Source organism: Chitinophaga jiangningensis (genome assembly GCF_900142605.1).
GTDB classification, from domain to species: domain Bacteria; phylum Bacteroidota; class Bacteroidia; order Chitinophagales; family Chitinophagaceae; genus Chitinophaga; species Chitinophaga jiangningensis.
In genome coordinates this window covers 373,823-396,749 of sequence record NZ_FRBL01000005.1, presented here as the reverse complement: position 1 = coordinate 396,749, position 22,927 = coordinate 373,823, and the positions used below count along the sequence as shown (strand labels likewise).

Genomic DNA, 22,927 nt, shown 5'->3' with positions numbered 1-22,927 from the left:
TTCATTTTACAGGAAAAGAATATAGTTATCAATTTCAAATTTATGTAACTTCCGGCACTGGAATGGTCCGTGTGGATGTTGTTTTTGCAATATTTTAACCAATTGTTTTACAATCATTCCATTAAATTTGCCTAATATTCTTTTTCTTAAGTATTAAGATTTTATGAAAAAAATACTCTTTACCCTTGGACTGATAGCCACTTCTATCGGAGTTTTTGCGCAGGACGGAGGTTCTCCAATGAATAAAGCGATGAATTCCGTGACTCATTCCAGGGACTTCCTGATGATCCAACTGTCGTACGATGGCTGGGCAGGATCTCCGGATAGCGTGAAATCCGGCTTCAACAGGGGCTTCAACGTTGCTTTCATGTATGATATTCCTCTCAATAAGTCTAAATTCAGTATTGCACCCGGTTTGGGCATCAGCACCAGCGGTATAATGCTGAAAGATCATGCTATGGATGTAGCAGGAAGGTCTAACAGCAGTGAGATCACCTTCCCTTACACCACCGCTAACAAGCGTTACAAAGTGGCTACCACTTACCTGGAAATTCCTATTGAGCTGAGATACCGTTCCGTGCCAGATAACGCTAACAAAGGCTTCAAAGCCGGATTGGGCGTGAAGTTTGGCGCACTGATGGACGCACATACGAAGGCTAAAACAACCGGCCCTAATGGTGGTAAAACTACCGACAAGGTGAGGAACAAAGAGTATTTCAACGCATGGCGCATGGCAGCTACTGCCCGCATCGGTTATGGAAACATCGGTCTGTTCTACAGCTATTCCATTACCCCGCTATTGAAAGACAACGACAAATACGATATCAGACCTTACCAGATCGGTATCGTAGTAAGTGGATTATAAACTTATCTACCTAATATTAAAAAAGCGCGTGCTGCATCTGCAGCACGCGCTTTTTTAATATTATCACCTGCCACCTTCGGTGCCAGGTGGGGAGGTTCCGCGCTGCGCGCGTAGGCTTGTTCTTAGAGACATACCGCTCGCTGATGGAGAAGGAGGCTCGCAAGGTGCCGTCGCGAATACCACCGAAGGTCCCATTCAAAATCCACCTTACTCACCGGTGAAAACAGGTGTTCTTTTCTCCAGAAATGCAGTAACCCCTTCGGTATTATCCTTTGAATTACCTGCAATTTCCTGGCAATACGCTTCATATTCCAATGCCTCATCCAGGCTTTCTGTCATACCCTTGGTCAGCATCTTTTTCATGAGGGCAATGGCCTTCGTAGGCGCGTTAGCGTAATACTTCGCTTCTGCTGCCACAGCATCATCCACCTCAGAGGCCGGTACCACCTTATTGACCAGCCCCAGCTTCAGCGCTTCTTCGGCGCTGATCTTAGAGGCCTTAGTGGCCAGCTCAAATGCGCGGTGGTAGCCTACTGTACGTGGCAGGAAGTAGGAAGAGCCACTATCCAGCACCAGTGCAATGTTTACAAAAATCTCAATCATGCTGGCGGTTTCGCTGGCAATGATCAGGTCGCAGGCCAGCGCCAGCGAGCAGCCGGCACCCGCTGCCACGCCGTTTAACTTACATATAACGGGCTTGGGCATATTTCGTATAGCCCGGATGATAGGGTTATACCTTTTGTGCAGCGACTCACTCAAATTCCGTTTTCCGCCCTCCATGGCTGCTTTAAGATCCTGCCCGCTGCTAAAAGCTTTACCGGCTCCTGTTAATACTACTACCCTGACACTGGCATCGCGTTCGGCCTGTTTCAGGGCATCCTGTAGTTCGTAACTCAGTGGGTCATTGAAGGCGTTATATACTTCCGGCCGGTTCAATGTAATGGTGGCAATGCCATCCTGAATGTCAAGTGTTAAAGCAGTCATGGAGTCGGTTTTGGTGATGATATATTGAAATTACAATGTTTCTTTCAGCCAGCTGAAGAACTCACGTTGCCATACAATCGCGTTCTGCGGTTTCAGTACCCAGTGATTTTCTTCAGGGAAATACAGCAGCTTGCTCTTGATGCCTTTCAGCTGTGCCAGCTGGAATGCCTGTAAGCCTTGCTCAATTGGTACGCGAAAATCAATACCTCCCTGTATGATCAGGATAGGCGTATTCCATTTGTTGGCATGCTCACTCGGGTTGAAGTTTTTGTAGGTATCGGCATTTGCTTTATCCCAGTATGCTCCTATATCCCAGTTGGCAAACCAGAGCTCTTCCGTAGTGCCATACCAGCTTTTCAGGTCAAACAGCCCGTCGTGCGCAATGAATGTTTTAAACCTGTTTTCGTGTACGCCTGCCAGCATGTATACGCTATAACCGCCATAGCTGGCACCTACAGCTCCCAGTCTGCTCTTATCTACATAAGGTTCTTTTGCTACATCGTCAATAGCGCTCAGGTAATCGCGGATTGGCTGACCGCCCCAATCTTTACTGATGGCGGCATTCCATTCCACGCCATGACCCGGCATACCCCTGCGGTTAGGCGCTACCACGATGTAGCCCTGTGCCGCCATCAGCTGGAAGTTCCAGCGGTAAGAGTAGAACTGTGATAAGGCAGATTGTGGGCCACCCTGGCAATATAACAACGTTGGATATTTTTTGGCAGGATCAAAATCCGGTGGGTAGATTACCCAGGCCAGCATCTCCTTATTGTCGGTAGTTTTAATCCAGCGCTTTTCCACTTTGCTCATCCCTATTTTATCGTAGGTAGCTTTGTTAACGGTGGTCAGTGGCAGTACGGCTCCCTTCACGAGGTCCACTGTAAATACTTCCGCTGCATGATTCATATCTGTGCGGGTTACCACCATGGTATTACCTTGCTGGCTGATCATATCGTTGATGTCAAAATCACCGTTGGTGATCTGGCGGATATGTTTTTCATTGGTAGCCGCTATATCCTTCTGCAGGGTGATTTCCAGCAGTTGCTCGGTACCTTTGACTACAGCGAGGAAGTAGATTTTTTTACCATCAGTGCTGAAGCGTGCTGCGGATACCGTGCCATCCCAGCCTTTGGTGATATTTGTTTTTTTGCCGGTAGTCTTGTTCAGTACAATGATATCGTTTTTATCTGCCTCGTAGCCATCGTGCTCCATGCTCAGCCACAGCAGGTATTTACCGTCGGTGCTGAAAGCCGGCGTTACATCATACCCCTTCATACCTTCGGAAAGGTTGCTGGTGGTTTTGGTTTCGAGGTTGTACTCATACACGTCGGTATTAGTGCTGAGTGCGTAATCCTTGCCATATTTCTTTTTGCATACGTAGATGATGCTTTTGCCATCGCTGCTCCAGATCAGGTCCTCAGGGCCGCCGGAAGGCATTTGCGGGCAATCGTATGGCTCATCCGCCATGATATCTACCGGAGTACCAACCTTTCCATCTTCATAAGTAGCATAAAATACATGGGAGAAATTGCCATCTTCCCAGGTATCCCAGTGGCGGTAGTTCAGGTTATCATAAATCTGAACATTAGATCTGGTGAGATCCGGATAGAAGTCTTTACCACTGATCTTTTTTACCTTCACTTCGTTGGAAAACAGGATGTGTTTACCATCTGGTGAAATGCGGATGTTCTGCATGCCGCCATCCACATTTGTTTTTTGCACCGGGTTACTGCCGTCGGCATTCATTTCCCACCATTGTCCTTTTAGGGAGAAACCAATTTTGTTGCCGGGTAGTACCATCACATCTCCTTCTGCTCCCGTTCCGGTAGTGAGTTGTTTGGGAGTGCCTCCTGCCAGCGGAATAGCAAACAGGTTCTTCTCACTTTTATTTTCTTTTAAATTAACCTGCGAAACGCCGTAGATAACGGTTTTGCCATCTGCTGTCACAGTTTCACCACTCACTCTGCCTAGCTGCCATAAGAGCTCAGGCGTCATCTTTTCCTGGGCTGATGCTGCCATAGTTGTAAATAATAATCCTGTCAGTAAAATTGGTTTGTACATGATCTGAAAGGTTGTTTTGAATCGCATAAATGTAGGAATAATTGATGGTCTGGGATTCATAATTTATTAAGTTTAACTTAGTGGCCTTAGTTTGGAATCAAACCCGGTTGCTTATGTACTTTAGATTTGGATTGCTAGTCTTATTACTAAATGGATTCCTGTTGCCTGAAATCAGTATGGCACAGACTTTTTCAACGGCGTTTAAGCCTTTCAGCGGTACGCCCCGCAACTATGTAGTAACACGCGCCAGCGGTAGCGTAGCTATCGATGGACATTTAAATGAAGGCGCATGGCAGCATGCCGCCTGGTCTGAAGATTTTACAGATATAGAAGGTAGCCGGCAGCCATCTCCTGCTTACCGCACACGTATTAAATTACTGTGGGATGAAAAGTATTTATACATTGGCGCAGAACTACAAGAGCCACATGTATGGGGTACACTTAAAAATCATGATGCCATTATTTTTAATGACAATGATTTTGAAGTATTCATCGATCCCGACGGAGACACGCACCAGTACTATGAATTGGAGATCAACGCGCTCAATACGGTGATGGATCTTTTTATGGTAAAGCCTTACCGCGATGGTGGTAACGCCATGCTTAACTGGGATACCAAAAGATTGATGACCGCTGTAAGTGTAAATGGTACACTGAATAATCCGGTTGATACGGACTCCTCATGGACGGTGGAGATGGCGATTCCATTCAGTGCACTGCGCTTTTTTGGGGATGGTGCTCCGGCAAACGGCACTACGTGGCGTATCAACTTTTCACGTGTTGAATGGGATACTGATGTGGTGGACGGCAAATACGTAAAACGTAAAAAGCCGGAACACAACTGGGTTTGGAGCCAGCAGGATATTATCAACATGCATGCGCCGGAGAGATGGGGCTACCTGCAGTTTACCACAGCGCAAGGCACAGAAAAAGTGCCCTCTTTCAGTATGCCGGCAGATGCTGCCGCCAGGAAACAACTCTGGGAAGTCTATTACGCACAGCAAACCTATCGCGCTAAAAACAGGCGCTTTGCTGCAAAGTCAGTAGACTTGAAGCTCCCTGCCGGTAAGTATGCACTGGAAATGGAGGCTATCAGCCAGCAGTTCACTGCCAGCGTGCAGGTACCTGAAATTTCTGCCCGCATCTATATTAATCAGGAAGGTAAAATCTGGTCAGATAAAAAATAACGTAAATGGATAAACGTAATTTTCTCAAAACCCTTAGTATCGGTGGTGTAGCGCTCGCAACGCCTGCCCTGCCAGTAAGCGCCGCTGAAAAAGCAGCGGCTGTACTGCAAAAACGTAGAGTTTCTCACCGCGTGTGGATCAATCCGGACCACAAGGAAAAATATGATGACCTCGTAAAAAAATACGCAGGTTATAAAAAAGCAGGTATCGCAGATATCATGTTCGAGGCCGACAGCGAGCCACACTTCAAAGCTGCCAAAGCCAACGGCATCAAAGCACACCGCTGGATGTGGACGATGAACCGCGGCGAAAAAGATCTGCTCGCCAGCCACCCGGAATGGTATGCACAAAACCGTAAAGGAGAGTCCTGCGCTAACCATCCTCCGTATGTGGATTACTATCGCTGGCTCTGCCCCAGCAAGCCCGAAGTGGTAAACTACCTGAAATCACAGGTAGAACAAATTCTTCAGAAAGATTATGTAGATGGAATCCACCTGGATTACGTGCGCTTCTGCGACGTGATTTTGCCGGTAAACCTCTGGAGCCACTATGGCATTGATCAGTCCAAAGAACTGCCTGAATATGATTTCTGTTACTGCGATACCTGTCGCCAGGGCTACAAGGAAAAGTACGGTGTGGACCCGAAAGATATCGAACATCCGGATCAAAGCCCTTCCTGGCGTAAGTACCGCTACGATCGTATCACCAACGTAGTAAACAATCTTGCCGGTGTAGCGAAGCAACATAAAAAGGATATTACGGCGGCTGTATTTCCAACGCCTGAAATCGCAAAACGTATTGTGCGCCAGGACTGGACCAACTGGCCGTTGACAGCAGTATGCCCCATGATCTATCACGGCTTTTACCGGGAAAAGGTTGTCTGGATCGGCGACGCCGTGGCGGAAGGTGTGAAGGCGCTGCATGGTGCATTCCCGCTGTATGCAGGGCTGTTTGTACCTGACTTCCATAATAACTATGAGGACTTCCGTACAGCGGTGAAGTTAGCTGTGGAGAATGGTGCGGCAGGAGTTTCGATTTTTGGAGATGTAACACCGGAGATATTGAAGGTGCTGGCGGAGGTATAAATAAGTAGATTTATACCTGGTGGTGAACATTATTATTCCGTGTAGAGACGCCTGGCAGGCGTCTATTCGAGTAAATCCTTTTCACAATCTTCGAGTAATTGACTAACAGATTTTATCGAAGATCAAAGCGGATAGACGCCTGCGAGGCGTCTCTACTTCGCGGATTAAATTGGTTATTTAATTAAAAACAGAAAGGACGGCCATTCCGTCCTTTCTGTTTTTTTATGTATTCATAAATTAAAACCTGTTGAAAGGCCTGTCTGCCGCTGCTTTACCAAAGTTCACATTGGGTTTGTTGCCCATTGTAATCTCCATGGTACCACCTTTTACAAGGTCGCTGTGCAGGATGTAACTTTTCGTATATGGTTTACCGTTAAGTTTCACACTTTGAATGTAGATATTATCTGCGCTGTTATTCACCGTCTGTACGGTAAATTTCTTACCGTCTTTCAGGGAAATAGTCGCTTTGCTGAACAGAGGGCTGCCGAGTACATACATGCCGTTAGCCGGGTTTACCGGGTAGAAGCCGAGTGAACTGAAGATATACCAGGACGACATTGCACCGCAATCTTCATTACCAGCAAGGCCTTCAGGCTGATCGAAGTAGAAGTCCTTCATCACCTGGCGTACTTTTTCGGCGGTTTTCCATTGGTTGCCGGAGAAAGCGTACATATAGGTGACGTGATGACTAGGCTCATTGCCATGTGCATACATACCAATGAGTCCGGATATGTCGTTGGACGCTTCTGTACCCATGTCTCCTTTAGCGGTGAACAGGCTGTCGAGCTTGCGGGTAAAGGCATCATCGCCGCCCATCAGGCTAATCAATCCTTCTACATCCTGCGGTACCAGCCAGGTGTATTGCCAGCCGTTACCTTCGGTAAAGTCACCTTTTTCGTGGATGGAATTAAACGGATCATAAGGTGTTTTGAAGCTGCCATCACTCATACGTGGGCGTACAAATTTAATGGTGCTGTCGAAGTAATTCTTATAATATCCGGCGCGTTTTTTATAGTATTCGAAATCTTCAGTTTTACCGAGTTTCTTAGCCATGGCGGCGATGCACCAGTCGTCAATAGCATATTCCAGCGCTTTTGAAACTGATTCATATTCTTTATCCGCAGGGATATAGCCTCTTTCTTTTACGTACTTCACACCGAGGTCGTCGCGGGTGGAAGATGCTTTCATAGCTTCAAAAGCCTCGTTGGCATCAAAGCCTTTGAAACCTTTGAGGTAAGCATCCACAATCAGTGGTACGGAGTGGTAACCCACCATGCAGTTGGTTTCGCTGCCTACCAGCGGCCATATTGGTAATTTACCCTGTTGCTTGTGGATAGTTACCATGGAGTTCACGAAGTGGCTCACTTTTTCAGGATGCAGAATGGTGTTGAGCGGGCCCCATGAGCGGTAAATATCCCAGAGAGAGAATACCGTGTAGTTATCGAAGCCTGGGTTGGAATATGCTTTTTTATCCGTTCCGCGGTAGCTGCCATCGTGATCGTTGAAGAGGATAGGCGCTATCATGGTGTGATAAAGGGCAGTGTAGAATGTGCGGCGGGTGGCGGCATCGTTGGTTTGAATGTCCACACGTGATAATTCCTTATCCCACTTGCTGTTGGCTGCATTCACCACTTTCGCGAAATCCCAGCCCGGCATTTCTGTGCTGATATTAGCAGCCGCATTTTCACTGCTTACAGGGGAAATGCCAATTTTCAGCATCACCTGGCCTGGTGCCTGCTTAAAGCTGATTACTGCTTTAGCGGCTACTGCCTTGACTTCCTGACCATTTACTTTACTATCTCCATCAAAAAGATTTACATCTTTTAATGGCACATTACTTTTAATGGTAAACCACAGGCGCTGGTCTACTGCCCATCCTTTGGAGTAGCGATAGCCCACAAGTGTGTAATCGTCTTTTTTAGCGATATGTGTTTCTACGGGAGCATCCCAGCCGATTCCTTCTTTCAGGTCTACAATGATGTTTGCCTGCTGATCTTTAGGGAAAGTATAACGGTGCAGCGCCACGCGCTCAGTAGCGGTGAGCTCTACATCTGTATTATAATCGTCGAGATGTACATAGTAGTAGCCTGGGCGAGCTTTTTCCCTGCTGTGGGAGTAGTGCGAGCCATAGCCGGAGGTGGGATTTTCCTGCGTGCCGCGGTTTGTTCTCACATTGCCGGTATAAGGCATGATGAGTACATCGCCGAGGTCACCGATGCCTGTTCCGCTGAGGTGCATCTGTGAAAAGCCAATGACAACGCTATCGGAATAATGATAGCCGGAGCACCAGTCCCAACCCTTTACAATATTGGTAGGACCTACCTGCACGGCACCAAATGGAACGCTGGCCCCTACAAAAACGTGTCCGTGTCCTCCCGAGCCAATTAGTGGATCTACTGCGGCAAGGGATTTACTCTCTGAAAATGTGTTGGCAGCAATCGGTTTATTTTGTGCGCCTGCCTGAATGCCGCAACAAACGAGCGCCATAAGCGCAAGATTGCGGCCTGTCTTGATTCCCGGTAACATAAACAAAACCTTTAAGTCCGGCAATATACGTCGCTCTGCTGTATAAAATTTGCTAAATTTTATGCATGCATTAGCGGGGGAAGTGCTGATTGGGACTTAATTTGCTCGTTTTTAGCCGGTGATTGAAATTGTCTTGTGAGGATCTGGTAAACCAACATGATGTACAAAACCAGGCAGGGCAAGGCTTTGATAGCATATGGTACGGCTACATGACTTCTAAACCACGGTGTAAGTAAATCTGAGTGTGAGAAGCTGACCAGCAGAATGGCGAAGCATAAAAAAATATTTTTCCAACGGGCAGGAGTCTGAATCACATACCAGATGCATATGGCTGGGATGGCAATAATGTAGGTAGGTGACTCAGAGCTGCTGCTAAACAACACAGGAAAGAGTAAAACGCTGCATAGCAGGTATAGGCGATAATTAGGGTCTGTTTTATATCTTAAACGGAGGTATTGCAATGCAAATAATATTACGCCGGAAGCCAGCACCAGCAAGTCGTTCAGCTGTGGTTTGCGAAACAGGCGTTTGATGAATCCACCTGCAGAAATGTCCTGAAAACTACGGAGGTCCGCCTGGTTTATTTCATTTTTGTGTACCAGTGCTGCAAACCATTCCTGGTACGATTGCACAATATAAGCAGGTGATGATATCGCCATTGGCAATACAAAAAGCACCGCTGACCACACAAAAAGGCCTGCTATAAATCTTTTCGGATGACTGCTGAAGAAGAAGAAACTGAGTCCTACTATCCCATAAAATTTAGTTAGGGTGCCTAATATGATGCAAAGTGTGGCCAGGTAATCTTTTCCACGAATGGTAAATGCAAAGGTGAGCAGGATGCCGGCAAGAATAAACTGGTTTAGCTGAAACCAACCACTGGCGCCTAACAGTTCCTGGCTGCAAAGTAGCAGAATAATGTTTTGCTGCAGTTTTTCCAGCGGCAGCTGCCGGATGGCATAAAAGATAGCTCCCGCCCCGGCCAGCGACCATAGCAGGGCCCCCAATTTAACCGGCAACACGGCAAACGGCGCTATCATCAAGCTAAATACAGGACCGTAAAGGTTTACATCCAGATATTCGGAAGGATATTCAATATAAAGTGGTTGCTGATGGATCAGGTGAAAGAAGACGTTCTTAAAAATCAGGAAGTTATTGTAGTTCCCCCTGGAAATTTCAGTGATAGCACCCAAAAACGCCAATCCAAACCAAACTATAACAATCAACCAGTCTTTTCGTCCAAGAAAAGCCAGGATATTTCTTTTTGCAGGCATTTCGATTCAGTTGTCGGTAAAAGTGATGCTACAGTACAGATTAAGGTTGCAAATGCACAACCTAATAACGCACGGTAGCCACTACCCCTCTATTGCCTGGAAAAAAATTATTCGTTATTGGAAAACCACTCGCTGGATTGTTTGTTGATCACCGTGATGGCAATGTAAACGATGAATACCAATGAAATACATATTGCGGAGATGATAGCTGCAATCATTTTAGGAACATTTAAACATTACAATCTTTCCTCAAGTTAAATTAAATAGCTGGATTATTCTATAATTTCACTCCCACAAACCACCATTAAAAAAAGAACCGTGAAAAAATTATTCCTGTATGCAGGCATGTTCCTGTGCCTGGGGCATCGTGTACATGCTCAGGATGCGGCCACCGTTGTAAAATCACTCGAAGCGGCTATACGCCAGAAGAGTGTGGAACAGGTGAAGCCACTCCTTTCTCCCTCCTTCCATATCGGATTTTACCCTGCCCCATACGCGTATGGTATGCTTGACAGGGCCTTCCGGAAAGACAGCCTGGATAAACTGGTACTTAAAAAAGAAGAAAAAACGACTGCTGGTAAGCGTCTCCTGGTAAAATACTATAACGTGGGCCAAAAGCCATTCGAGACGTATGTTTACCTGAACGGCGGCAACCAGCTCGAAAAGGTACAGTACTACGACCTCCTGGCTGGCATCAACCTGGATAAGCCTTCCAGGCTGGCGGCAGTGATTCCCTTTACCTACCAGCGCAACCGCATTGTAATTTCGCTTACCCTCAACGACTCAAAAAAGCCGCTGCGACTGTTGTTTGACACCGGTGCGGATGGCATGGGGCTTAAAAAGAGTGTGGCAGATGAAATTGGTATCACCGCCAACCGCCAGCAAAAAGCCAGCGTGGTAGGTGCCAGCACACAAATCGGTATTGCCAGTGGTATCGTAATGCACCTGGATACGCTGGTGATTCCTAATAATAACAGCGCTATTTTCCCGCAGTTTGACGCCGACCTCGACGGGCTCTTCGGCGCTAACTTCCTGAGAAATTATATCACTGAAATTGATTTCGACAGCTCCGTGATTCGCCTGTATACCTTCGGGAAATTCGATTACAACGAGAAAGCATCGCTAATCCCGTTGGATTACTCCCTGGGAGTGCCCGGTATTAAAGGCAAAGCAACTTTAAACAACGGAAAGGTGCTCGATGGTGATTTCCACTTTGATACCGGTGCCGGCTATCCGCTGATTCTGTTCGGTCCGTCCGTACACCGCAATCAGCTGGACGAAAATTTCCAGGTAACTTCCCACAGCACCACTACCAGCATGGGCCACTCCTCTCCTGTGGTGAACGGGGTTTTCAATGGTGTGGATATCGGGCAATGGCACCTCAACAGCTTTACTGGTACCTTGCAGACCTACCGCGAAGGTGATGAGAAATGGTCGCCAAAAGGGGATGGCAGCTTCGGTATTGAACTGATCAACCGTTTCAACTGGGTGATCAACCTCGCCGATCATCAGTTCTCTGCTATTCCGAATAAAAATTTCGCCATGCCTTCCAACTTTTGGATGAAAGATATTGAATGGGGCTTTGCCGGTGGAAAAATGATTGTGAAACGCGTAGCACCGGGTACTGGCGCAGCGGACAGTGGTATCATGGAAAACGATGAAGTAATGGCCATCAATGGCGTTAAAGTCGCAGACCTCACCACAGAAGCAAACATTAAAAAGTACAGCGAAGAGTGGAATGTTCGCGAAATGAAAGTGGAGGTCAACAAATTCGGGAAGCCCTGGAAAATAGATATTCCTTAATTCGTAATTTCAGGTCATGAGAAAAAGGGATAAGCCAAACATGACCTTCCGGGAAAGGCTGGCAGCATTGAAAAATCTGCCAGCCTTTTTCAAGATGGTATGGCAAACCAGTAAGCGCTTTACCATCGCCAACGTACTGCTGAGGATTGTACAATCTGCCATGCCGCTGTCGATCCTTTATGTGGGCAAACTGATAATAGACCAGGTAGTGCAGCTGGCACAACATACAGGCACACACGATACAACTTACCTCTGGCAGCTGGTGGCGCTGGAGTTTGCACTCGCCATTGTTTCTGATGCATTGAGTCGCGCTATCTCTTTGCTGGACAGTCTGCTGGGCGACCTGTTCGGCAACCATACATCCGTGAAAATCATGGAACATGCCGCCACCCTGGATCTGGACCAATTCGAAGATTCGGAATTTTACGATAAGCTGGAGCGGGCCAGGCAGCAAACGGCAGGGCGTACAGTCCTGCTATCGCAGGCGCTGAGTCAGGTGCAGGACCTCATCACCATGGGTTTTCTGGCGGCAGGGCTGATCGTATTTAATCCCTGGCTGATTTTACTATTGCTGGTTGCCGTGATTCCGGCCTTCCTGAACGAATCGCAATACAACGATAAAGTATACCGCCTCACCTGGGGGCAAACTTCCGACAGGCGGGAGCTCGACTATATCCGTTACCTGGGCGCCAGTGATGAAACCGCCAAGGAGGTGAAAGTATTTGACCTTTCCGGGTTTCTTATAAAGAGATTCAAAACCATCTCTGATAAATTTTATGTAGATAAAAAGGACCTGGAGGTAAAACATGTGGGATGGGGTACCTTCTTTGCGCTGATAGGGAGCGCGGGTTATTATGCGGCCTATATAATTATCATCCTTCGTACGATCGACGGGAAGTTGTCAATCGGTGATCTCGCTTTCCTGGCGGGCTCCTTCCGGCAGTTACGTACCACATTCCAGGGGATTCTGATTCGTTTCTCCAGTATTACACAGGGAGCTATTTATCTGAAAGACCTGTTTGATTATTTCGAGATTAAATCCCGCATGGTGGCGCCGTTGCAGCCACTTCGTTTTCCGGAGCCTATCCGCGAAGGATTTGTGTTTGAAAATGTAGGGTTTAAATATCAAAACTCGGAGAAATGGGCAATCCGTAACCTGAACTTCACCTTACATGCAGGCGAAAAGCTGGCGCTGGTAGGGGAAAATGGAGCAGGGAAAACTACGCTGGTGAAATTACTGAGTCGCCTCTACGATCCGGTAGAAGGACGCATTTTACTGGATGGTAAAGATTTGAGAGATTATGATTTAAAAGATCTGCGTTTACACGTAGGCGTTATATTCCAGGATTTTCAGCGTTACCAGATGACGGTGCAGCAAAACATAGCGGTCGGTAACATCTCCCAGATCAATAATCAGCAGCTGATTGATGAATCGGCTAAACAGAGTCTGGCCTGGCCGCTGATTGAGAAGATGCCCAATCAATACAACCAGATGCTGGGACGCCGCTTCCACCAAGGGATTGAGCTCAGTGGTGGGGAGTGGCAAAAGATTGCTTTGGCCAGAGCATACATGAAAGATGCGCAGCTACTAATACTGGACGAGCCGACCTCCGCGTTGGATGCACGTGCGGAATACAATGTGTTCCTGCATTTCGCGGAGTTAACCCGCGGTAAAACGGCAGTATTGATCTCCCATCGTTTTTCAACCGTACGCATGGCTAACCGGATATTGGTATTAGACAAAGGTCAGTTGCTGGAGATCGGTAGTCATGAAGAATTATTGGAGAAGAATGGCCGCTATGCAGAGTTGTTTCATTTGCAGGCCGCTGGTTATCAATGATATAGTAAGCAGGAGCAGCTTCGGGGGTGAAGCGTGCTCCTAATCTCACTTATATTGCCCGTGTAACCGGGAACGTTATCCCACGCTTGCCTTGGGGACAACAAATATCTTCACCGGGGAGTATAACCGGCAGGGTTAGTATATGGTTCGGAAATATAATATTGAACATCAATGTATAGAACTTGATATGGTGTTTTCACATTAGTTTTCAATAGTATTCACTGGCGGATACAGGACTAGCATACCCTTCATTGTTCCGCAATTCAGGAATAAAGATACTATTTCCCGTCATATAATTGCTTTTTCGGGCTACCATTCATCAATTCGCGTACCGAAAATTTTTTCACTGATATTTTTTTGTTGAAAACTGATGTTAACTATAGCTGTATAACCGGGATGTATATACGTAGACATAATTGTAATATGGAAAAAACAAGGCCGGTTATCTGGTGAGATATCCCGGCCTTTGTTTTCATGTTTGACTTATAAATCTATCTATTTCCGCAGGTCAAAAAAAGAGCAAAATGCGGAGCTAATGATGCGAAATCGGGAAATAAATCACTCGAAAACGGAAAGTGCAATGCTCCTTTTCAGCAAACTTTACATCAGCCGGGTGCGCGCAGCGCACCCCTCCCCCGAATGACACCGAAGGTGTCATTCAATCAAAACCTGATACTTAATTTCCTCAATGTTATTCAATTAAACATCCTAGCTACTTATATTAATAATACCTGTTATGAATTCACCTTTTTTATCATATTAGGGAGAAAATAATGTAATCCTGCACCGTTTTTAACCTTCCTTTGCCAGCCCCGCTGGGCGCAGTTTTCACAGGTAAAACCGGCTGATGCACTGCTTTCCTTGCCTGTTTTTCCGAAATCATTTCGTAATTTTGCGCTTTCGTAACAAAGACATCATAACCGCACTATAATGATTCATTTCTTTGTGAACCAAAAAGACACTGTCTATTGTGTTCAAACAGGAAACCACCCTTCAGAAGCAGATATCCAAAAGCTTAACTGGCTCTTCGGCAACGCCACAAAATTAGACGCACTTACTGTAAACCGTACCTATGTGGGCCCGCGCGCAGCGATGGTAACTCCATGGAGTACCAACGCAGTGGAAATTACCCAGAACATGGGTATCAGCGGCATAATCCGTATCGAGGAGTTTGAGCCGGTGCCGGCTGATTTCAACGATTTCGATCCAATGATCTCGCAGAAATACACCGCACTCACCCAGGACTTGTATACCATCAATATCGAACCGGCTCCAATCCTGGAAATCGACGATATCGATGCTTACAACAAACAGGAAGGACTGGCCCTCAATCCGGAAGAAGTGGATTACCTCAACAACCTCGCGGTTAAAATAGGTCGTAAACTTACTGATTCTGAAGTATTTGCGTTTTCTCAAGCCAACTCCGAGCACTGCCGCCATAAAATTTTCAACGGCACATTCGTGATCGACGGCCAGGAAATGCCAACCTCTCTCTTCAAACTGATCAAAAAGACTTCTGAAACCAACCCTAACGAGATCGTTTCAGCCTATAAAGACAACGTGGCCTTCGTAAAAGGGCCTAAAGTGACCCAGTTTGCGCCTGCTTCCCCGGATAAACCGGACTTTTACGTAGAAAAAGAATTTGAATCCGTATTATCTCTCAAAGCAGAAACGCACAACTTCCCGACCACTGTAGAACCGTTTGCAGGTGCAGCTACCGGTTCTGGTGGTGAAATCCGCGACCGTCTTGCAGGTGGACAGGGTGCCCTGCCGTTAGCAGGTACCGCCATCTATATGACTGCCTACTCCCGTCTCCTGGAAGACAGGCCATGGGAAAAAGGCATGGAGGAGCGTAAATGGCTCTACCAAACACCAATGGATATCCTCATCAAAGCATCTAACGGTGCTTCTGATTTCGGTAATAAATTCGGTCAGCCACTGATCACCGGTTCCGTACTCACCTTCGAACACGAAGAAGACGGTCGCAAACTCGGTTACGATAAAGTAATCATGCAGGCCGGCGGTATCGGTTACGGTAAACTGAACCAGGCTAAAAAACACACCCCTAAAACCGGTGATAAAATCGTTATCCTCGGTGGTGAAAACTATCGCATCGGTATGGGCGGTGCCGCAGTTTCCTCAGCAGACACCGGTGCTTTCGGCTCAGGTATCGAACTGAACGCCATTCAGCGCTCCAACCCTGAAATGCAGAAACGCGCAGCCAACGCTATTCGCGGCCTCGTTGAATCAGATAACAACCCAATCGTTTCCATCCACGACCATGGCGCCGGCGGTCACCTCAACTGCCTGTCCGAACTCGTAGAAGAAACCGGTGGTTTGATCGACCTCGACAAACTGCCTGTGGGCGACCCTACCCTTTCCGCAAAAGAAATTATCGGTAACGAATCCCAGGAAAGAATGGGCCTCGTAATCGGTGAAAAAGATATTAACACCCTCCAAAAAGTTGCCGAGCGCGAACGTGCGCCAATGTATACAGTGGGTGATGTTACCGGCGACCACCGATTTACTTTCCAGTCAGCTTCCACAGGCCTGAAACCGATGGATTACGCCCTGGAAGACTTCTTCGGTTCCTCACCTAAAACCATTATGAAAGACAGCAAGGTAACACGTACCTATGCCGATCTTTCCTATGATGTGAAAAATGTACCTGCTTACCTGAATCAGGTGCTGCAGCTGGAAGCCGTAGCCGCTAAAGACTGGTTGACCAACAAGGTAGACCGTTGCGTAGGTGGCCGCGTTGCCAAACAACAGTGTGCGGGCCCGTTACAGCTGCCGCTGAATAACGTAGGTGTGATGGCGTTAGATTATAAATCTACCGAAGGTATCGCTACTACCGTAGGTCACTCTCCGCTTACCGCCCTGGTGGATCCTGCTGCCGGCTCCCGCAATGCGGTGGCAGAAGCATTGTCCAACCTCGTGTTTGCACCAATTAAAAATGGCCTGAAAGGTGTTTCCCTTTCTGCAAACTGGATGTGGGCCTGTAACAATGAAGGTGAAGATGCACGCCTGTACGAAGCCGTAAAAGCTTGCTCTGACTTTGCCATTGCGCTGGGTATTAACATCCCTACCGGTAAAGATTCCCTGTCGATGAAGCAGAAATATCCTGATGGCAGCGTAATTGCGCCAGGTACGGTGATCATTTCCGCAGGCGGTAACTGTACTAACATCAACAAAGTAGTGGAACCGGTGCTGCAGAAAAATGCCGGTGATGTTTACTATATCAATCTCTCGAAAGATGCGTTCAAACTGGGCGGTTCTTCTTTCGCACAGATCAATAATAAGATTGGTTCACAGGTGCCTGACATTAAAGATGCGGCTTACTTTGTGAATGCCTTCAATACCATTCAGTCGCTGATCAACAACGATCAGGTAGCCGCTGGTCATGATGTTGGCTCTGGCGGTTTGGTAACTACCTTACTGGAAATGTGCTTCGCAGATGTTAATCTCGCAGCAGATTACGACCTGAGTAACCTCAACGAGGCAGATACGGTAAAAGCACTGTTCAACGAAAATGTGGCGGTGGTGCTGCAGGCAAAAGACAACGCGGCTTTTGAAGCGGCACTGAGAAATGCCGGTGTGGAAGCAGTTAAGATCGGTACCGTTAAAGCAGGTGAAGAAGTAAGCTTTAAGAATAATGCAGATACTTTCAGTTTCAATATCCCGGCCACCCGTGATACCTGGTTCAAAACATCTTTCCTGTTAGATACCAAACAGTCTAAAAATGGGATGGCACAGGAACGCTACAATAACTACAAGTTACAACCACTGAGCTACAATTTCCCTGCTCAGTTTACTGGTAAAAAACCGGTTATTGATGGTTCCAAACCTCGTCCTAAAGCGGCTATCATTCGTGAGAAAGGTTCCAACTCAGAGCGCGAAATGGCAAATGCCATGTTCCTTGCAGGCTTTGATGTGAAGGATGTACACATGACAGACCTGATCTCCGGTCGTGAAACACTGGAAGATATTCAGTTTATCGGTGCAGTAGGTGGGTTCTCCAACTCTGATGTACTGGGTTCTGCCAAAGGATGGGCGGGAGCCTTTATGTACAACGAGAAAGCGAAGAAAGCCCTGGATAATTTCTTTGCCCGCCCTGATACGATGTCTGTAGGTATCTGTAATGGTTGCCAGCTGTTCATGGAACTGGAAATGATCAACCCTGATCACAAAGTACATGGTAAGATGTTGCATAATACTTCCGGCAAACACGAATCCAACTTCGTATCCGTGAAAGTACAGGAGAATAATTCCATTATGCTCAAAACCCTTGCTGGTGCAACCTTAGGCGTATGGATCTCCCACGGTGAAGGTAAATTCAACCTGCCAAACACCGAAGATCAGTACAACATTGTTGCTAAATACGCATACGATCAATATCCGCACAATCCAAACGGCTCTGACTTTAACACCGCTATGATGTGTGATGCAACTGGTCGCCACCTGGTAACCATGCCGCACATTGAGCGTTCCATCTTCCAATGGAACTGGGCACACTACCCTAATAACCGTAAGGATGAAGTAACGCCATGGATCGAGGCGTTTGTGAATGCTAAAGCATGGTGCGAAGCAAATAAGAAGTAATAGATTAGTAAGTAATAGCTGCGTCAGGTTTCACCCGAAGCCTGACGCTTTTTTATGCACAACTGACTGATTCTCCCATGCAGTAAGGAAATCAACCTATACCATCAGTGTCTGCTTCACAAATCCGCTAAAATCTCCCCTATAAAATTTCACAAAAAATCAGGATATTTGATAAATGTCTATTTGACAATTATAATCGCCACGTTATGAAAAAAGTGATCCTCTTTGCCACTATAATTGCCTGCTATTTCCACGTGCAGGCGCAGAAAGACTTCCACCAGTGGGCCGCCACGCCACCAATGGGCTGGAACAGCTGGGATTGTTACGGACCCAATGTAACAGAAGCAGAAGTGAAAGCCAATGCCGACTACATGGCCAAACACCTGAAGGCATACGGCTGGGAATATGTAGTAGTAGATATCCGTTGGTTTGTAGCCAATGATAAATCCCATGGTTATAATCAAAAAGACCCGCAATATTCCATTGATGAATATGGTCGCTTTATGCCGGCTGTAAACCGCTTCCCATCTGCCGCCGGTGGCAAAGGGTTTAAGCCCCTGGCTGATTACATACATAGTCTTGGATTGAAATTCGGTATTCACATCATGAGAGGTATCCCGGTGATAGCCGTGAACCAGGGCTTGCCTGTAAAAGGGACCAGTGTAACCGCAAAAGATATTTACTCTACTGCTGATCAATGCCGCTGGTTGCGCGACATGTATACCATTGTTCCGGATAAACCCGGGTCACAGGAATATTACAACTCCATATTTGACCTGTATGCCTCCTGGGGATTGGACTTTGTAAAGATAGATGACCTCTCCTCCCCGATCTATTTCACGCAGGAGGTAGAAATGATCCGCAAGGCAATCGACCGGACGGGCCGGCAGATTGTATTAAGTACCTCTCCCGGTGAAACGCCGATTGATAAAGGCACGCATGTACAACAACACGCTAACATGTGGCGTACCGTGGGGGATTTCTGGGATAACTGGAAACAGCTTAAAGAACATTTTGAAGTATTCAGCAGGTGGAATAAATATCGTGCCCCCGGCGCTTACCCTGACGGAGATATGCTGCCACTGGGTCGCCTTTCAATCCGCGGCGAAGTTGGCAACGACCGTATGACAGGCTTTACAAAAGATGAGCAATATACCCTCATGACGCTGTGGTCTATTTTTAAATCGCCCCTGATGTATGGCGGCGACTTCCCCAGTAACGATGCATTTACCAACTCCCTGCTCACTAATCGCGATGTACTGGCAGTTTTGAAGTATAGTACTAATAACAAAGAGTTGTTCCGTACCGCAGATAAAGTTGCCTGGGTCGCCGATGATCCTAAAACGGGAGATAAATATCTTGCGCTGTTTAACACCGCTGACGTGACTGCGGGGATTTCCGCGGACCTGAGCCAGGTGGGCTTTACATCTCCCGTAAAAGTAAAAGACCTATGGACAGGGAAAGATTTGGGAAAGGTGAAAGGAACGTTTGCAAAGCAATTAAACGCACATGGGGCGGGATTGTATAGGATTAGTGAAAATGGTAAATGATCTGTAGCCAGGTCCTGAATTTCTAAAAGCCTGCAAACAATAATAGGATGCTTGCCAAGTCAATTGAACAGCTTGAATCAATTCTTAAACAGTAATGTTGCTGGCTTGTAATACTTATTTTACAAGGCAGTAGTAGCATATCTTTAAACCATTGTATTGTTGGCTAACTCTTTTTGAATACTTTTGACGTTAAGAGGTATAAAAAATAAAACTACGGCCCCCATTACAACTATACTATGATAATTCAACTAACCGGACTTTCAGGCGCAGGAAAAAGTACACTGGCAGAGGGAGTAAAGACTTTGCTTCAACAACATTCTCTGAAAGTAGTGATTATCGACGGTGATGTATACCGCAAAACCCTGTGCAAGGACCTGGGATTTTCCAAAGAGGACAGGATGGAAAATATCCGCCGGCTGGGTGCGGCGGCCTGGGAATTGAAGGAGGAGGCTGATATAGTGCTGATTGCCGCCATCAATCCGTTTGAGGTGATCAGGAGCGAACTGAAAGCACGTTACAATGCAAAAATAGTTTGGATTAAATGCGATATTCCTGTGCTAACTTACAGGGACACAAAGGGATTGTATAAACGTGCGTTGTTAGATGACAATCACCCCGATAAACTCTTTAATCTTACAGGAATCAACGATACTTATGATCTTCCTTTTGCTCCCGATCTGGTAATAGATACTTCTGTAGAAACAGCGGAGAAGTCCATTCAAAAGTTATACGAATTTCTTATAATCTCCAGCGCACCATATTTGTCGAAAGCCTCGCAACAGTAATCAGGTACCGGCTGTTTAACGGCATCTTCAGCAAATACCTGTCCGGGGTATTTGGCGTGATACAATGCGCGGTCTTTAATTTTTTCCATCGCCTCAGTACTAATGTGGGTATCGGTAATTCGTGCTATCTTTTCCAGCATAGTAACCGGACCTTCATTGTAATTAATAGGGTAAGCGAGGGGATCTTTTTCCAGTACTTTCAGGAAGGCCAGGAAATATTTATCCAGTACTTCGCCAAGGTATGTATCCATATTCATCTGGCGTACATCCGTATCAAACCCAAACAGGGCGGGTTCTATAAGGCCGGGTATGGCATGCATACCCCTTCGCTTTTGTTGTGACCTTGCCACCTCATCAGGCCGCCGGTAAAGTAATATAAATGGTGTTTGCGGATAAAGCTCTCTGAGTTCCTTATAAAAGAAGATATGCCAGCTGTCTGTTTTAATAAACAAACGTTTTCTGTTGTTTTTTACTGGTGCATAAAAGACAACGGCTTCTTTGAGTAACCCTGCATTACCTGTTCTTAATAATGAGTCGAAAAACGGAACCTCTGAAAGTACGATGTTTCCGGGATCCTGTGCCAGTAGCTGGGTTGCCAGGGTGGACCCGCATCTGGACACATGAAAGATCAAGGCAGATGGGGGTATATGTTCGAGGTCCCGCGACCAGCCCCTCAATACGTCTAAACTGCTTACGCTCCTGAATTTCCGTGGATGAGCCGTCCTGCATTGTGAAATGGTTTCATCAAAAAAAGGAGCGGTGAATGGATTGTCTCCCGTGTACATCCATTCGCAATACGGATGTTCTTCCTGAATAGTAAGTTTGAACGGAATCCAGTTTTCAAGTGCAGTAGACATATCAGGGTGCATGAAAAGATTTGTTATGTAATATAGTGAAAAACTGTCCAGGTACTGATGGTAGTAAATATTGGATATAGACTCGATCTAAAAAACAAAACCCGCGCATGGCGCGGGTTTCAGGATTTTTGCTCCCCCTGCTGGACTTGAACCAGCGACCCTCTGATTAACAGTCAGATGCTCTAACCAACTGAGCTAAGGAGGAGTATAACTGCTATACTTCTGGAAATCTGATGGTTATCAGACAACCGGGTCGCAAATGTAATAAATACCTTAAAAATTCAAAGAAAAATTTTGTGTTATTTGATAAAAATATTTGAAATCCGCTATGGGGTTGGTTTTGATGTGTGCAAATCTACACCAGCAAATGTGTTTTTCCGGTGAAGTATTCATGCACGGTACCCCTGCCATATCCCTCTCCATTAATCAGTTTAATTTGATTTCTGTTGGAGAGATAAATTTTTTTACTGAGATACATAGCCCGCTGAAATAAAAAATTCTCTCCTAACTCACCCGGGTATATCGGTTGAAATACCCGTTCATCCTGGCTCATTAAGGAGCCGTCGCCTAATACAGATAGCGTTAAATAGCTTTCATTATTTTTTTTATAGAGATGGTATTTACGCTCTTTATAGATAAAATTGCCGGCATAAATTTTCCTTATGGGCGTTTTCAGCATAGTACTGCTTTCGTAACTTAATAAAGTATGATCTACTGTTACCTTTTCATAGGTATTGTTATCCTGTAAGAGAATAATCTCCGGAACAGGCTCCTGGCAATAGAAAAGTTGTTTCAGTTTCCAGGAGGCAAGTCCTCCTTTGATACGCATACCATCCTCATGTTTTATGGCGTGTAGGAAGGTTTCATCCCTGATGATGTGCTTTGTGCATCCATGTAGCTCCAGTCGCCTTTTGAAGTCTTTATCTTCAAATCCATATTCCTGTACAGCTTCGTCGTAGCCGCGTACGGCATGAAAATCTTCCTGGTGTACACATACCCGCCCCTGTACATCCCAGCGCTTTTTATCCTGTCCGATGGTTGGAGGCTGCACGTATATTTGCCGGTTACTCACAAACCGTTCGCTAATGTAATCCGCGAAGCCGGGACCTGTGTAATTATCGGCATCAACACCACACAATATATCCCCCGTAGCCAGTCGGAAGGCCATGTTTTTGGCATGACTCATCTGGAAAAAAAGCGGTTCTCTTGTGTGATAATACTTTAATACGCCTTGCTGAAGATAAGGTGCCATGGCCGTTAGTACCCACTCGTGCAGGTCATCGGAAGAGTTGTAATTGAGTAATACAAATTCAATATTACCATAGCTGCTATTGTCAGCTATATTCCGTGGAAGGGTTTCTTTCAGGTGCATAGTGCGGTTCATACAAACCGTACAAAACGATAACTTATACTTCATTTTAAGCGCTTTAACGGCGTTGAGGGCGTAGAAGTATAACGTTGTGAGGGGGAGATTGTTGACTCGTTTGCCAGTGGAGCTACATGGTATA

General features: G+C 46.2%; 14 protein-coding genes and 1 tRNA gene. 8 read left to right on the top strand and 7 right to left on the bottom strand.

Annotation, left to right across the window (positions count from 1 at the left end; translation table 11 throughout):
* The first annotated feature begins 163 nt into the window (after positions 1-163).
* Entirely contained in the window at positions 164-865 is a 702-nt protein-coding gene (locus tag BUB18_RS14500) for a porin family protein (RefSeq protein ID WP_073082219.1), read from the top strand.
* A gap of 207 nt (positions 866-1,072) precedes the next feature.
* Here the strand turns inward: BUB18_RS14500 and BUB18_RS14495 are convergent, their stop codons facing one another.
* Complete coding sequence (locus BUB18_RS14495) at positions 1,073-1,849, bottom strand: enoyl-CoA hydratase-related protein (protein WP_073082208.1); 777 nt, start codon at positions 1,847-1,849, stop codon at positions 1,073-1,075.
* Between the two features lie 30 nt (positions 1,850-1,879).
* On the bottom strand, positions 1,880-3,868 hold the full coding sequence (locus tag BUB18_RS14490; protein WP_245805674.1) for a S9 family peptidase: 1,989 nt from the start codon (positions 3,866-3,868) through the stop codon (positions 1,880-1,882).
* Positions 3,869-4,023: 155 nt separating this feature from the next.
* Here BUB18_RS14490 and BUB18_RS14485 point away from each other — a divergent pair, with 155 nt between their 5' ends.
* Entirely contained in the window at positions 4,024-5,097 is a 1,074-nt protein-coding gene (locus tag BUB18_RS14485; protein ID WP_073082202.1) for a carbohydrate-binding family 9-like protein, read from the top strand.
* A 5-nt stretch (positions 5,098-5,102) separates the two neighbouring features.
* Entirely contained in the window at positions 5,103-6,182 is a 1,080-nt protein-coding gene (locus BUB18_RS14480) for a family 10 glycosylhydrolase (protein WP_073082199.1), read from the top strand.
* A gap of 237 nt (positions 6,183-6,419) precedes the next feature.
* On the opposite strand, the gene BUB18_RS14475 is transcribed toward BUB18_RS14480, so the two are convergent.
* Complete coding sequence (locus BUB18_RS14475) at positions 6,420-8,708, bottom strand: GH92 family glycosyl hydrolase (protein WP_083550011.1); 2,289 nt, start codon at positions 8,706-8,708, stop codon at positions 6,420-6,422.
* A gap of 59 nt (positions 8,709-8,767) precedes the next feature.
* A complete protein-coding gene (locus BUB18_RS14470; protein WP_073082194.1) occupies positions 8,768-9,982 on the bottom strand; it encodes a glycosyltransferase family 87 protein in 1,215 nt (404 codons plus the stop codon).
* Positions 9,983-10,300: 318 nt separating this feature from the next.
* Between BUB18_RS14470 and BUB18_RS14465 the strand changes: the two genes are divergently transcribed.
* The 5 genes from BUB18_RS14465 to cysC all read left to right on the top strand — a co-directional run bounded on the left by BUB18_RS14465 (position 10,301) and on the right by cysC (position 20,562).
* Positions 10,301-11,785, top strand: coding sequence for an aspartyl protease family protein (locus BUB18_RS14465; RefSeq protein WP_073082191.1), 1,485 nt, complete (start codon positions 10,301-10,303; stop codon positions 11,783-11,785).
* A 16-nt stretch (positions 11,786-11,801) separates the two neighbouring features.
* The gene (locus BUB18_RS14460) at positions 11,802-13,625 is read left to right on the top strand and encodes an ABC transporter ATP-binding protein (protein ID WP_073082189.1); all 1,824 of its coding nucleotides are present in this window, start codon (positions 11,802-11,804) and stop codon (positions 13,623-13,625) included.
* A gap of 930 nt (positions 13,626-14,555) precedes the next feature.
* Positions 14,556-18,227, top strand: coding sequence for a phosphoribosylformylglycinamidine synthase (purL, locus tag BUB18_RS14455; RefSeq protein WP_073082186.1), 3,672 nt, complete (start codon positions 14,556-14,558; stop codon positions 18,225-18,227).
* A 206-nt stretch (positions 18,228-18,433) separates the two neighbouring features.
* Positions 18,434-19,777 carry a glycoside hydrolase family 27 protein gene (locus tag BUB18_RS14450; RefSeq protein WP_073082183.1) on the top strand — a complete coding sequence of 448 codons (1,344 nt, stop codon included), beginning with the start codon at positions 18,434-18,436 and terminating at the stop codon, positions 19,775-19,777.
* 236 nt (positions 19,778-20,013) lie between these two features.
* Complete coding sequence (cysC, locus tag BUB18_RS14445) at positions 20,014-20,562, top strand: adenylyl-sulfate kinase (RefSeq protein WP_073082180.1); 549 nt, start codon at positions 20,014-20,016, stop codon at positions 20,560-20,562.
* Here the strand turns inward: cysC and BUB18_RS14440 are convergent.
* The 3 genes from BUB18_RS14440 to BUB18_RS14430 all read right to left on the bottom strand — a co-directional run bounded on the left by BUB18_RS14440 (position 20,496) and on the right by BUB18_RS14430 (position 22,836).
* Positions 20,496-21,419, bottom strand: coding sequence for a sulfotransferase family protein (locus tag BUB18_RS14440; protein ID WP_143159952.1), 924 nt, complete (start codon positions 21,417-21,419; stop codon positions 20,496-20,498). The genes cysC and BUB18_RS14440 overlap by 67 nt on opposite strands.
* A gap of 131 nt (positions 21,420-21,550) precedes the next feature.
* Positions 21,551-21,624 (bottom strand) — tRNA-Asn (locus tag BUB18_RS14435).
* A 150-nt stretch (positions 21,625-21,774) separates the two neighbouring features.
* Positions 21,775-22,836, bottom strand: a complete 1,062-nt coding sequence (locus tag BUB18_RS14430; protein WP_083550008.1) for a glycosyltransferase family 2 protein — start codon at positions 22,834-22,836, stop codon at positions 21,775-21,777.
* Between the last annotated feature and the right edge of the window lie 91 nt (positions 22,837-22,927).